10 protein-coding genes are annotated in these 12,469 nt (G+C 60.2%); 3 read left to right on the forward strand and 7 right to left on the reverse strand.

The genetic code is table 11. The annotated features are described in order from the left end of the window. Nucleotides 1–185: 185 nt before the first annotated feature. Together cmoA and cmoB are read left to right on the forward strand one after the other, a co-directional pair. Nucleotides 186–965: a carboxy-S-adenosyl-L-methionine synthase CmoA gene (cmoA, locus tag AF70_RS14105; RefSeq protein WP_018927038.1), complete on the forward strand. Its 780-nt coding sequence runs from the start codon at nt 186–188 to the stop codon at nt 963–965. Then, a complete protein-coding gene (gene cmoB, locus AF70_RS14110; RefSeq protein WP_019581037.1) occupies nt 962–1,918 on the forward strand; it encodes a tRNA 5-methoxyuridine(34)/uridine 5-oxyacetic acid(34) synthase CmoB in 957 nt (318 codons plus the stop codon). The genes cmoA and cmoB overlap by 4 nt, the downstream gene beginning before the upstream one ends. A gap of 66 nt (nt 1,919–1,984) precedes the next feature. Here the strand turns inward: cmoB and tadA are convergent, their stop codons facing one another. From tadA to treP, 7 genes are all read right to left on the reverse strand, one after another. Next, nucleotides 1,985–2,482: a tRNA adenosine(34) deaminase TadA gene (gene tadA, locus AF70_RS14115; protein WP_019581038.1), complete on the reverse strand. Its 498-nt coding sequence runs from the start codon at nt 2,480–2,482 to the stop codon at nt 1,985–1,987. After that, complete coding sequence (locus AF70_RS14120) at nt 2,482–3,858, reverse strand: multicopper oxidase family protein (RefSeq protein ID WP_028939202.1); 1,377 nt, start codon at nt 3,856–3,858, stop codon at nt 2,482–2,484. Before AF70_RS14120 ends, tadA begins: the two co-directional genes overlap by 1 nt. A 273-nt stretch (nt 3,859–4,131) precedes the next feature. Further along, nucleotides 4,132–4,422 (reverse strand): PTS transporter subunit EIIB, encoded by a 291-nt coding sequence (locus AF70_RS14125; protein ID WP_028939201.1) that lies wholly within the window; start codon nt 4,420–4,422, stop codon nt 4,132–4,134. A gap of 2 nt (nt 4,423–4,424) precedes the next feature. After that, the gene (ptsP, locus tag AF70_RS14130) at nt 4,425–6,953 is read right to left on the reverse strand and encodes a phosphoenolpyruvate--protein phosphotransferase (RefSeq protein WP_028939200.1); all 2,529 of its coding nucleotides are present in this window, start codon (nt 6,951–6,953) and stop codon (nt 4,425–4,427) included. A gap of 62 nt (nt 6,954–7,015) precedes the next feature. After that, nucleotides 7,016–8,239 (reverse strand): carbohydrate porin, encoded by a 1,224-nt coding sequence (locus tag AF70_RS14135; RefSeq protein ID WP_028939199.1) that lies wholly within the window; start codon nt 8,237–8,239, stop codon nt 7,016–7,018. Between the two features lie 93 nt (nt 8,240–8,332). Next, on the reverse strand, nt 8,333–9,982 hold the full coding sequence (gene treC, locus AF70_RS14140; RefSeq protein ID WP_028939198.1) for an alpha,alpha-phosphotrehalase: 1,650 nt from the start codon (nt 9,980–9,982) through the stop codon (nt 8,333–8,335). A 41-nt stretch (nt 9,983–10,023) separates the two neighbouring features. Beyond that, on the reverse strand, nt 10,024–11,466 hold the full coding sequence (gene treP, locus AF70_RS14145; protein ID WP_028939197.1) for a PTS system trehalose-specific EIIBC component: 1,443 nt from the start codon (nt 11,464–11,466) through the stop codon (nt 10,024–10,026). A 237-nt stretch (nt 11,467–11,703) separates the two neighbouring features. Between treP and treR the strand changes: the two genes are divergently transcribed. Further along, on the forward strand, nt 11,704–12,408 hold the full coding sequence (gene treR / locus AF70_RS14150) for a trehalose operon repressor (protein WP_019581045.1): 705 nt from the start codon (nt 11,704–11,706) through the stop codon (nt 12,406–12,408). The last annotated feature ends 61 nt before the right edge of the window (nt 12,409–12,469 follow it).

A 12,469-nucleotide genomic window follows, 5' to 3' on the forward strand; every position in this document is an offset into this window, starting at 1 on the left:
AAACCCAGCCGCCGCATCCTTTCAAATTAATTGCATCTACCCGCTTTACGACGGCTACGCCGCCGAACGGGGCGATGCGGCGTTCCGACAAGCCCCCTCGCCACAAAAGCCCCTTCGCCCTTCAAATTGCATCAACCAGCCGGTTTATCAGCAAACCCGCGCATCCCCGCGCCAAGTTGGCTAAAATGCCGGCCTTTTCCACCTACACCGCTGGAACCGCCGTGAGCAAAGAATCCGATCGCCTTTTCGCCCAGCCTTTGGCCCAGGTGCCTGACTTCGCCTTTAACGAGGACGTGGTGCGGGTGTTCCCGGACATGATCAAGCGCTCGGTGCCGGGTTATCCGACCATCGTGGAAAACCTCGGCGTGCTCGCCGCGCAATTCGCTCAGCCAAACAGCGTGCTCTATGATTTGGGTTCGTCGCTGGGCGCCGTGACCCAGGCCTTGCGCCGCCACGTGCGTACCGACGGCTGCCGCGTCATTGCTGTGGATAACTCCGCGGCCATGGTCGAGCGTTGCCGCGAATACCTCAACGGCCAGGACTCGATGTTCCAGGAGTTGCTGCCGGTGGAAGTGATCGAAGGCGACATCCTTGCCCTGGAATTTCAGCCAGCCTCGGTGGTGGCGCTGAACTTCACCCTGCAATTCATCGCCCCGGACCAGCGCACCGCGCTGCTCGCGCGTATCCGCCAATCGTTGCTGCCCGGTGGCGCGCTGATTCTTTCGGAGAAGCTGCGCTTCAATGACCCCGAAGAACACGCGCTGCTCACCGATCTGCACGTGGCCTTCAAACGCGCCAACGGCTACAGCGAACTGGAAATCGCCCAGAAGCGCAGCGCCATCGAAAATGTCATGAAGCCCGACAGCCTTGAAGAACATCGCGAACGCCTGTTGGCCGCCGGGTTCTCGAAAGTCGTGCCGTGGTTCCAGTGTCTTAACTTTGCCTCGTTGATTGCCTTGCCATGATTGATTTGTCTCCCCTCGCCCGCCGTCTGGCCGGTACTCCGCTGGCCGAATGGGCCAACACCCTGCAAGTGCAACTCGACAAGAAAATGGAGAAAGGTCACGGCGACCTGGAACGCTGGCAGAGCGCACTGGATGCGTTGCCGAAGATCCAGCCGAGCGAAGTCGACTTGTTGAACGGCCTTAAGCTGGACACCGATTGCAACGACGAAACCCGTGCACAAATGCGCAGCGCGCTGATGGGCTTGTCACCTTGGCGTAAAGGGCCGTTTGACCTGTTCGGCGTGCATGTCGACACCGAATGGCGCTCGGACTGGAAATGGTCCCGAGTGGCTCCGCATCTGGACCTGAAGGGCAAACGCATCCTCGATGTCGGCTGCGGCAACGGCTATTACATGTGGCGCATGCTCGGTGCCGGGGCCGACAGCGTGATCGGTGTCGACCCCAACTGGCTGTTCTTCTGCCAGTTCCAGGCAGTGCAGCGTTACCTGTCCGAACCCAATGCCTGGCACCTGCCCTTCCCTTTCGAAGACCTGCCGCCGAATCTGGAAGGGTTCGACACGGTGTTTTCCATGGGTGTGTTTTACCACCGCCGTTCGCCGATCGAGCATTTGCTGGCGCTGAAGGATTGTCTGGTCAAGGGTGGTGAACTGGTGCTGGAAACGCTGGTGATCGAAGGCGATCAACAGCAGGTATTGGTGCCGGAAGACCGTTACGCACAGATGCGCAATGTCTGGTTCCTGCCGTCGGTGCCGGCGCTGGAGCTGTGGCTGCGTCGCGCCGGGTTCAGCGATGTGCGTTGCGTGGATGTGAGCATGACCACGGTCGAGGAACAACGCGGGACGGAGTGGATGAAGTATCAGTCGTTGAGCGACTTCCTTGACCCGGATGATCACAGCAAAACGATCGAAGGGCTGCCGGCGCCGATGCGTGCGGTGATTGTTGCCCGCAAATAAAAGCCTATTGCCCAGGCATCGAAAAACCTGTGGGAGCGGGCAAGCCCGCCCCCACAGGATCAGTGTTTAGTCTGAAGGTTTTGCTCTTCGGGCCTTGAAGAACTCGCTCAACACTGCCCCGCACTCCTCGGCCAACACCCCGCCTTCGTACAGCACCCGGTGATTCAAAAAGCCCTGGGTAAAAAACTGCCCCTGGCTCTGCACAATTCCGGCCTTGGGCTCCAGCGCGCCATACACCACCCGTGCAATCCGCGAATGCACGATCAGCCCGGCGCACATGCTGCACGGCTCCAGCGTCACGTATAGCGTACTGCCCGGCAGGCGATAGTTGCTGGCGGCCTGGGCGGCGGCGCGGATCGCGACCATTTCCGCGTGGGCGCTGGGGTCGTTGCCACTGATCGGGCAATTGAAACCGCGCCCGATGATTTCACCGTCCTGCACCAGCACCGCGCCCACCGGCACTTCACCCAGCGCCGCACCTTGGGCGGCAAGGGCCAGGGCTTCGCGCATGAAGTCACGATCACGGCTACGGTCGATAATCGCTGCGGGGCGTATCTGCCGCATCACGCCACCTCGATGGCGGCCATCAGGCCGGTTTCCATGTGGTCGATCACATGGCAGTGGAACATCCAGACGCCCGGGTTATCCGCCACCAGCGCCACTTGCGCGCGCTCGTTCTTGCCCAACAGGTAAGTATCGGTGAAGTACGGGATAACCCTGTGCCGGTTCGAGGCAATGACTTTGAAGCTCATGCCATGCAAATGGATCGGGTGCTGATACTGAGTCATGTTCTTCAATTCGAAAATATAGCTTTTGCCCTTTTCGAGCTTGGCAATCGGTCGGTCGGCACAGGTCTTGTCGGTGATGTCCCAAGCCTTGCCGTTGATCTGCCACAGGCTGGGCGGCTTGCCATTGTCGACGTTAACCGACACCGAGCCCACCCATTCAAAATTGAAGTTGAGTTTCTCGGCATTGGCCAGGTCTGGCTCGGCCACCGGGTTGGCGGGCAGTGCCGGCGGCCACTCGGTCGGCGCGTCGGTATTGGCCACTGAGCGGAAGGTGCCCAGGCGTACCGGACCGTTGCGCAGGGACAGTTCTTCGCCGGCCGGCGGAGCCTTGATTGCCAGGCAAATGCGCATGCCCGGGCCGAGCCAGTATTCCTTGCCCAGTGGGCGCGGTTCGATGGGATTACCATCCAGCGCATAGATCTGCGCTTCGACGCCGGGGATGTTGAGGCGATAAGTCAGGGTGTTGTCGAGGTTGAGCAGGCGTACGCGGGTGATCTGCCCGGCAGGCAAGTCGATCACCGCTTGCGAGATGCCATTGATGGTCGACAGGCGCCCGGCCGTACCGCCACGGGCCGCTTCACGAGGAATGCTGAACGGCACGAAAGCGCCTTCTTCATCGACATGCCAGCTCTTGAGGCTCAAGGTCTTTTCGTACTTGAAACCGGTGGGCTCGCGCTCTTCGATGATCAGCGGACCGACCAGCCCGCGACCGAGTTCTTCGCTGCTGTTCACGTGCGGGTGATACCAGTAGCTACCGGCGTCGGGCACGCGGAATTTGTAGTCGAAGTATTCGCCCGGCAGCACCGGCAATTGCGACACGTAGGGCACGCCGTCCATTTCCAGCGGCAGACGGATGCCGTGCCAGTGAATGGTGGTCGCCACTGGCAAGTGGTTGATGAAGCGCACCCGCAGCCATTCGCCCTGACGCACACGCAACTCAGTGCCCGGCGCCGAGGGGCCGAACGCCCAGGCCTCGGTCTTGTGCCCGGCTACCAGTTCGACGTCCAGCGGTGCGGCGATCAGCTCATAGTCATGGCCGGCCTCAGCGTCGGCCATCTTGCCCAGCCAGTAACGCGACGCGCCACCGGCCCCCACGCCAACCACCACAAGACCGGCCAGACCACCGAGTATTTGTCGACGGGTAAAGGACATGAACTCAACTACCTCACGTATCAGCCACAGGCACGGTGCCTGCAAAAGGCGAATACGATACACCTGCGGATGAGAAACAGTAAGGGCAACGCGGCGGATGGGCGCAGTCAACGTAAGGCTGACAACGCATCTGTGGCGAGGGGGCTTGCCCCCGTTCGGCTGCGAAGCAGTCGTAAAACCATCCGACGTGGTGTGTCTGATGCAGTGCGATTGAAGGGTTTGGGGCCGCTTCGCGACCCAACGGGGGCAAGCCCCCTCACCACAAAGGTCCGGTTATGGCTGCAGACCGGTGATCAGATGCACTACCCCACCATCCAGCATCATGACTCCCGGCACCCCCGCCGCCGTCAACGCCTGCCGATCCATCCGCGCCACATCCCGTAACTCCACCCGCATCCGGGTCAGCGCCACGGGCTGATGCGACTTGAGGTTATCCACACCGCCCAGTGCGGCCACGACATTCGGTGCCAGACCGGAAACGGCTTGAGCTACCGCTTTCGACTCATCCACTACCAGATCCGGGGTCAACGCTTTCCAGAACGCCCGCTGTATTTTCTCGAACATGCTCAGTTCTCCAGAACCAGTGAAGTATCGACCGTGGCCTCGTGGTGCAGCCGCAATGCCTCGCGCACCTGCCCGGCACTTTCCAGCCCCAGCACTTGCTGGGCAATGGCCTGACAGTCCAGCAGGTCGACTTCGCGAACCGCCGCCTTGATCGCCGGAATCAGCGGCACGCTCACCGACAACTCATCCACGCCAAGCCCCAGTAACAGCGGCACCGCCAGATGTTCCGAAGCCAGGGCACCACACACACCGACCCATTTGCCATGGGCATGAGCGGCTTTCACAGTACCGGCGATCAAGCGCAGCACCGATGGATGAAAGCTATCAGCCTGGCTGGCCAGCCGCGGGTGATCGCGGTCCATGGCCAAGGTGTATTGGGTCAGGTCGTTGGTACCAATGGAGAAGAAATCCACCTCGGGCGCAAACAGATCCGCCATCAGCGCCGCGGCCGGTACTTCGATCATGATCCCCAGTTTCGGCAGTTCCGTGAGCCCTGCTGCCAGCGCTTCCTCTTCAAGCAGCTGACGGGCCAGCCGCAACTCCGACAACTGCGTGACCATCGGCAACATGATGTGCAAGCGAGCCAGCCCGGCGCTGCTCAGGATCGCCTTGAACTGATCGCGCAACAGCTGCGGACGCTCCAGGCACAAACGAATGCCGCGCATGCCCAGGAACGGGTTGGTTTCGCGGTCCATCGGCACGTAGGCCAATGGTTTATCGCCGCCGACATCCAGGGTCCGCACCACCAGACTGCGCGCTGGCCCCAATGCTCGGGCGATAGCGCTGTAGGTGGACGCTTGCTCGTCATGGCTCGGTGCATGGTTGCGATCCAGATAAAGAAACTCCGAACGCAACAGACCGACGCCCTCGCCGCCCAGTGTCATGGCCTGCTCAGCTTCGGCCAGCGAAGCGATGTTGGCGGTGATTTCAACGTGATGACCATCGCGGGTACAGGCAGCCAGCGCGGCATTTTCCAATTCATATTGCCGGCGTTTCTTTTGTCGCTGACGATTGGCTTGCAACTGCTCGATAGCGGCCAGTTCGGGATCCAGCTGCAACTCGCCCTGGTCGGCATCGAGCAAAACCCGCGTGCCGTTGGCCAGTGCCAGCACCTGAACCGGCAAACCGCAGATCGCTGGCAAGCCGAAGGCCCGGGCGAGAATCGCCACGTGGCTGGTGGCGCCACCGCCGACCGTTGCAAAACCGAGCACCTTGCGCGTGTCCAGCCCTGCCGTCTGGGAAGGTGTCAGTTGCTCGGCAATCAGAATCGCCCCTTCCGGCAACTCCATCGCCTGATCCTCCACACCGAGAATCAACTTGAGTACCCGTTGACCCACGTCGGCCAAATCCGCAGCCCGTTCGGCCAGCAAGGCATTGCCCAGTTTTTTGAACAAGGTAGCCGTCGACTCGGTGGCCGCCCGCCAGGCGAAACCGGCGCTTTTGCCGGCGTCGATCAGCGCCAGGGCCTGATCCAGCAGGCTTGGGTCTTCGAGCAGTTCCTGATGCGCCTTGAAGATATCTGCCTGGGTGTCACCCGTGGCCTGGTCACGCAACTGCTGCAGGTCCAGGACTGCCGTCGCCAACGCCTGGGACAGGTGCTCGCGCTCAACTTGCGCGCCCCGACCGGATTCAATGATTTCAAGGGTCTGCTGCGCGATCTGCACCACCTGACCAAACGCCGACCCCGCCGATGCACAGACGCCGTGCAACACCTTCAGCGATGAAGCATCAGTCGCAACCGTCTCAACCTCTGCCATCACCGTCACGGCTTCTCCGCACCCGGCGGCCAACAACTCGACCAGGGTCTTGATCGCCACTTCGGCATCCGCGCCCGCCGCGCTGACTTGCACGATGTCGCCGTGAGCGGTCTGCAACGCCATGATCGCCACCAGGGATTTGGCGTTCGCGCTGTCCTGCTGTTTATGCAGACAAATACTCGCCGAAAAACCTTTCGCCGCCTGGGCAAACACCGCCGCAGGGCGAGCGTGCAAGCCATTGAGATTGGGCAGCGTCAGCGGTTTTGAGAACAGTGCCTCGCCCTCCTCCGGCTCATCGGCCGCTACTTCAGACGGATTCAAGCTCAGCAACGGCTGACCGTTTTGCACCACCCCCGTTTCAGGGGCCAGCCAGGTAAACGGCTCGCCGCTGACCACCAGCATCAAGGTCAACAAACTGCGGGCGTTCAAGGCAATGTAATCGGCATCGAACTCGATCAGCGCCTCCCCCTCCTCAACCCGCTGACCTTCCTCCACCAACCGGGTGAAGCCCTTGCCGGCCAGGTTCACAGTGTCGAGGCCAATGTGCATCAACACCTGCACGCCGTTGTCGTCGGTGATGCTGACGGCATGCCCGCTGGCCTGCACATTGCTGATCACTCCAGCCAGCGGTGCGCACAAGGTGGACGAGGTCGGGTCGATACACAGACCGTCACCGATCACGCGACTGGAAAACACCTGATCGGGCACTTGGTCCAGCGGCATCAGCACGCCGGACAAGGGTGCCAGCAATTGCAATTGTTGGGGTGTGGCCATGACGTCACCTGCTGTTTTGTTCTTTGAAGTGCCGATGGAGCGCGAGGCCCCGACAGCATCGCTTATTTCCACCAATACTCGACCTGCAATCCGACGTTCGAACCATGCCGCGCCGTGCCGAAGGCGCCGGTGTCGGATAACGCCGAACCTGCAGCCAGTTCATTGGCCACCCGTTTGGCCGCCTCGTTCCAGCTGGCATAGGTGTAATACAGACGCACCTCGGGGCGCGCCCAGAATTCCGGGCCCTTGGGTGACCAGGTCGGGGCGATGGTGAACTTGCTCAGTTTGCGCGTGCCGCCTGTGGCCTCGACCTGATCGTGGCCCAGTTCGGTCACCAGTTTGATTTGCTCGGTGATCGCATAGGCCGGGCGAATCCCGAGGGAAATCCAGTTCTGGTCAGCGCCGTCGGGGCGAATGTCCTTCTGATAAACAGCCTCGACCTGCCCGCCAAAGCGCGGCGTCACTTGCCAGTCGAAGAACTCCACCACGCGGTAGCTTTTACTGCTGTCGTCCAGCTTCACGTTACCGGTATAGCCCAACCCGGTGCCGGGGCCTTCGCCGTACTGAAAGGCCAGTTTGTTCTTGCCGCCCAGGAAACCCTTCTGCACATGCTGGGTGGTGATCGCCCAGCCACGGTGAGCGTCGCGGCTGTCGGGTTCGTCGATGTAGCTCAAGCCGAACTCCAGCTCACCGCCGGGGTTGGTGTTGAAGCCGGAGACGTTGAAATCGTGACGGTTGATGTAGTCCTTCTGGTACAGGTTGTCCTTGCGCGAGAAGGCGTAGCTGTACTTCAGATCACCGATCAGCACGTCTTCGATACCGCCGCCGGTGGCGCTCTGATTCCAGTAGTAGAAATCGGAAATATGGATGTCGTTACGTTTGTAGTAACGCCGACCGGCCCACAGCGAACCACCATTGAGGCTGGGCATGTTCGACCATTGCGCATACAGCTGCGGCATGCGCACCGAGCCGTTGTCACCATTGAACGTCAGGTTGCGGTCGTACTGGTTATACAGCGAAGCCATGCCGTCGACACTGAGCACCGAACCGTCGTCCAGCGTGAACAGGTCCTGACGCAATTCCAGCTCAGCATACTGTTCACATTCGTTGCCCAACCGGTATTTGGACTGCGCGCCCGGCAATTGAAAACACGACTGTGAACTGCTGTTGACCGAGGTGCCGACACCGCTACGCAAATAGCCGGCGAACTCCAGCGCCTGGGCCGAGAACGGTAATCCAAGGCACACACCCGCAACTGCAAGACTGCGATTTATTGTTGTTTTCAAGAACCACCTCATTATTTTTATTGTGTGATGCAGCAAAACCGGCGCGCAAAACTCCCCCGCGCAGTGTTCTGCGTGTTGTTCGAAACAGTGTTTTTAAATGTTGGTCAGGTGCAGAACGAACGACTCATAGGGCCTTAAAAAGACCTGCCGATGCCGTGACGGACAGTCCGGGTAATTGCTGATCACCAGACGCTGTGCCATCGCTTCGCTGATCACCTCCGGCGGCAGTTCAACTTCGCACGGTGTGCCATAAAAGTTATTCAGCACCAGCAAACGCTCACCATTGCCTTCACGCACGTACGCCCAGATTTGCGTGTGTTCAGGCAACAACTGTCGGTACACACCATCGGACATCAGCGCTTCACTGCGGCGCAGGGCAATCAGCTGACGGTAGTGATGCAGCACCGAATCCGGGTCGTCGAGTTGGTGGGCGACGTTGATTTGCGCGGCATTGGCCGGCACTCCGATCCACGGCTCGACAGCGCTGAAACCGGCGTTCGGCTCGGCGCTCCAGTGCATCGGCGTGCGACTGTTGTCCCGGGACTTCTGCATGATCGCCGCCATGTTGTCGGCGTCGCTGGCACCGGCCTCGCGCTTGAGCCGGAAGATGTTCAGAGTCTCGACATCGCGGTACTGATCGATGTGATCGAACCCCGGATTGGTCATGCCCAGCTCTTCACCTTGATACACAAACGGCGTTCCCTGGAGGAAATGCAACGCGGTGCCGAGCATCTTCGCCGACACCACCCGATGCTCGCCGTCATCACCAAACCGCGAAACCACCCGCGGCTGGTCGTGGTTACACCAGAACAGCGCGTTCCAGCCACCGCCGGCCTGCATGCCGGTCTGCCAGTCGGAGAGGATGCGCTTGAGTTCGAGGAAGTCGAAATCGGCGCGAATCCACTTTTGCAGGTTCGGGTAATCAACCTTCAGGTGATGAAAGTTGAAGGTCATCGACAGCTCTTTCGACTCCGGCCGCGAGTAGCGAATGCAGTGTTCCAGACTGGTGGACGACATCTCGCCGACGTTGATCAGGTCATGACCTTCGAACACTTCGCGGTGCATCTGCTGCAAGTACTCGTGGACGTTCGGGCCATCGGTGTAAAAGCGTCGACCGTCAGTGTTGTCCTCAGGGAAATCCGCCGGTTTGGAAATCAGGTTGATCACATCCAGACGGAAACCGCCCACGCCTTTGTCGCGCCAGAATCGCATCATCTTGAAGACTTCAGCGCGCACCCTGGGGTTGTCCCAGTTCAGGTCGGCCTGCGTGTGGTCGAACAAGTGCAGGTAATACTGGCCGGTCTGGGCTTCGTACTCCCAGGCCGAACCGCCGAACTTGGATTCCCAGTTGTTCGGCTGGTCGCGCCAGATATAGAAGTCGCGGTAAGGGCTATCGAGGCTGCTGCGGGCCTGCTGGAACCAGGTGTGTTCGATCGAGGTGTGGTTGACCACGATGTCGAGCATCAGCTTGATCCCGCGCTTGGCGGCTTCGGCAATCAGCAACTCGCAGTCAGCCATGGTCCCGTAACTCGGGTCGATGGCGTAGTAATCGCTGATGTCATAACCGTTGTCACGCTGGGGCGAACGCAGGAACGGCGTAATCCACAGGCAATCGACACCCAGCCAGTGCAGGTAATCGAGCTTGGCCACGACGCCGAGCAAATCCCCCGTGGGGTTGCCGGCGTGGCTGTGAAAACTCTTCGGGTAGATCTGGTAGATCACCGAACGTTGCCAGTCTTGCATGGCGGATTCCTTTTTGAATAGGTACTGGCGAATGCGATCTATCAGGCGACCCGATACCCGGGCCGGACAATCTTCATGCTCAACCCGCAGGTCAAAACAAACGGCACGACCATGGCAATCACCATCCCGACCACGAACATCGGGATGAACTGCGGGATGATCGAGATGAAACCGGGCAAACCGCCAACGCCGATCGCCGAGGCCTGGACCTTGTTCAGCGACAGGAAGACGCAGCCCAGGGCCGAGCCGATCAGGGCCGCATAGAACGGAAACTTGTAGCGCAGGTTGACCCCGAACATGGCCGGTTCGGTGATGCCGAAGTAGGCAGAAATCGCCGAGGTCGAGGCCATGCTTTTGTCCCGCACACTGCGGGTCATGTAGAACACCCCCAGTGCCGCGCTGCCTTGTGCGAGGTTGGACATGACGATCATCGGCCAGATGAACGTGCCGCCCTGGGTGGAGATCAGTTGCAGGTCGACTGCGAGAAACATGTGGTGCATGCCGGTGATCACCAGTGGTGCGTAGAGCAGGCCGAAAATCGCCCCGCCAACCATCGGCGCCAGGTCGAACAGGGTGACCACGCCTTCAGTGATGAGAATCCCCAGATGGCGGGTCACCGGACCAATTACCGCCAGCGCCAGCACACCGGTGACGACGATGGTGGTGATCGGCACCACCAGCAATTGCACCGCGTTAGGCACCCGCGCCCGCAGCCACTTTTCGATGACGCTCATCACATAGGCCGCCAGCAGGATCGGCAAGATTTGCCCCTGGTAACCGACTTTCTCGATCTGGAACACACCGAGGATGTCGAAGTACGGCAGGCTCTGCCCCTCAAGCCCGGCCACCGCTTTGCCGTAGTTCCAGGCGTTGAGCAGATCCGGGTGCACCAGCATCAGGCCGAGCACAATGCCGAGGATTTCGCTGCCGCCAAAGCGCTTGGCCGCCGACCAGCCCACCAGCGCCGGAAGGAACACGAAGGACGTGTTGGCCATCAGGTTGATCAGGCTCCAGAGCCCGTCCAGCGTCGGATAGGCGTCCAGCAGGGTCTTGCCCTCGATGAACATGCCCTTGGCGCCGATCAGGTTGTTGATGCCCATCAACAGGCCGGCAATGATCAGCGCCGGGAGAATCGGCATGAACACATCGGAAAACACCCGCACCAGTCGCTGCATGGCGTTGATCTTGTCGGCGCTTTTCTGTTTGACGTCGGCGATGGTCGAGACGGCGAGACCGGTCTGTCGGCGCAGCTCGGCGTAGACCTTTTCCACTTCGCCGGGGCCGATCACCACCTGGAACAAGCCGCCGGTATAGAACGAACCCTTGACCAGATCGATCTGGTTCAGCGTGGCGCTGTTGACCAGGCTCGGGTCCTTGAGGGCCAGGCGCAGCCGTGTGACACAGTGCGCGGCCTGCTCGAGGTTGTCGCTGCCACCGAGGCTATGCAGCAGCTCGGTGACGATGTTCGGATAGTCATGGCTCATGCTTGTTCTTCCGCTGTAGTTTTTTGTTATTGGCAGCACGCCGAAGCGAAAAATACTCGTCTGTACGAGTTAAAGCAACAACTCGTACAGACGAGTTTGATTTTGTTTATCCTGAACCCGACAGGCGGCGATATTTCCTACCTCCGAAGTCAAAGAAACCCAAAGCCGCATGGACAAACCCCTACCCTGCCCTTAAGGTTCAAAACCTTGAGCACAACGCGGCACAGAGCCATCCCCATGAGTAAATACAACCAGATCTACAGCGATCTGCTTGCCAGCATTACCACCGAACGTCTGGAACGCGGCGCCCGATTGCCTTCCGAAACCGAACTGATGGACAGCTATCAAGCCAGTCGCGGCACCGTGCGCAAGGCCATCGAGCAATTGCAGGAGCGCGGTTTCGCCCAGAAAGTCCACGGCAAAGGCACCTTCGTGCTGTCCACCAACCCGATCGAGTTTCAGCTCGGCGGCATCGTCAGCTTCCAGGAAACCTACCCGCGACTGGGCAACGACGTCAGCACCGAAGTGGTCGAATTCACCCAGATTCCCCTCGAAGGCCCGCTGCTCGAACACATCAAGGCGGCTGAAGGTAGCCTGATCACGCGGATCAAGCGCGTGCGGCGGATCGACGGCAAACGCGTGATCCTGGACATCAACCATTTCGTCAGCGACGTGATTCCCGGCTTGTCCCGCGAAATCGCCGAGCACTCGATCTATGCCTTCATCGAGCAAACCCTGCAACTGCAGATCGCCTACGCCCAGCGCACCATCGAAGCGGTGCCGCGCAGCAAGGACGACCAGCAACACCTGGACCTCGACGGCCAGAGCCATGTGATTGTGGTCAGTAACCAGACATTCCTGCAGGATGGGCGGCAATTCGAGTACACCGAGTCGCGGCATACGCTGGATAAGTTCTACTTCTCCGACATAGCCCGGCGCTGAAACGCAAAAGGCCGTATGAACTCACGTTCACACGGCCTTCCGGGTGTCACGGACGATCAGT

Origin of the sequence: Pseudomonas sp. KD5, from assembly GCF_012932895.1 — a bacterium.
GTDB lineage: Bacteria > Pseudomonadota > Gammaproteobacteria > Pseudomonadales > Pseudomonadaceae > Aquipseudomonas.

What these genes read in the sequence shown, in the direction of transcription:
- cmoB (WP_019581037.1), top strand. Translation starts at nt 962, where the DNA reads ATGATTGATTTGTCTCCCCTCGCCCGCCGTCTGGCCGGTACTCCGCTG.
- treR (WP_019581045.1), top strand. Translation starts at nt 11,704, where the DNA reads ATGAGTAAATACAACCAGATCTACAGCGATCTGCTTGCCAGCATTACC.
- ptsP (WP_028939200.1), bottom strand. Translation starts at nt 6,953, where the DNA reads ATGGCCACACCCCAACAATTGCAATTGCTGGCACCCTTGTCCGGCGTG.
- treP (WP_028939197.1), bottom strand. Translation starts at nt 11,466, where the DNA reads ATGAGCCATGACTATCCGAACATCGTCACCGAGCTGCTGCATAGCCTC.
- AF70_RS14125 (WP_028939201.1), bottom strand. Translation starts at nt 4,422, where the DNA reads ATGTTCGAGAAAATACAGCGGGCGTTCTGGAAAGCGTTGACCCCGGAT.
- tadA (WP_019581038.1), bottom strand. Translation starts at nt 2,482, where the DNA reads ATGCGGCAGATACGCCCCGCAGCGATTATCGACCGTAGCCGTGATCGT.
- treC (WP_028939198.1), bottom strand. Translation starts at nt 9,982, where the DNA reads ATGCAAGACTGGCAACGTTCGGTGATCTACCAGATCTACCCGAAGAGT.
- cmoA (WP_018927038.1), top strand. Translation starts at nt 186, where the DNA reads ATGCCGGCCTTTTCCACCTACACCGCTGGAACCGCCGTGAGCAAAGAA.
- AF70_RS14120 (WP_028939202.1), bottom strand. Translation starts at nt 3,858, where the DNA reads ATGTCCTTTACCCGTCGACAAATACTCGGTGGTCTGGCCGGTCTTGTG.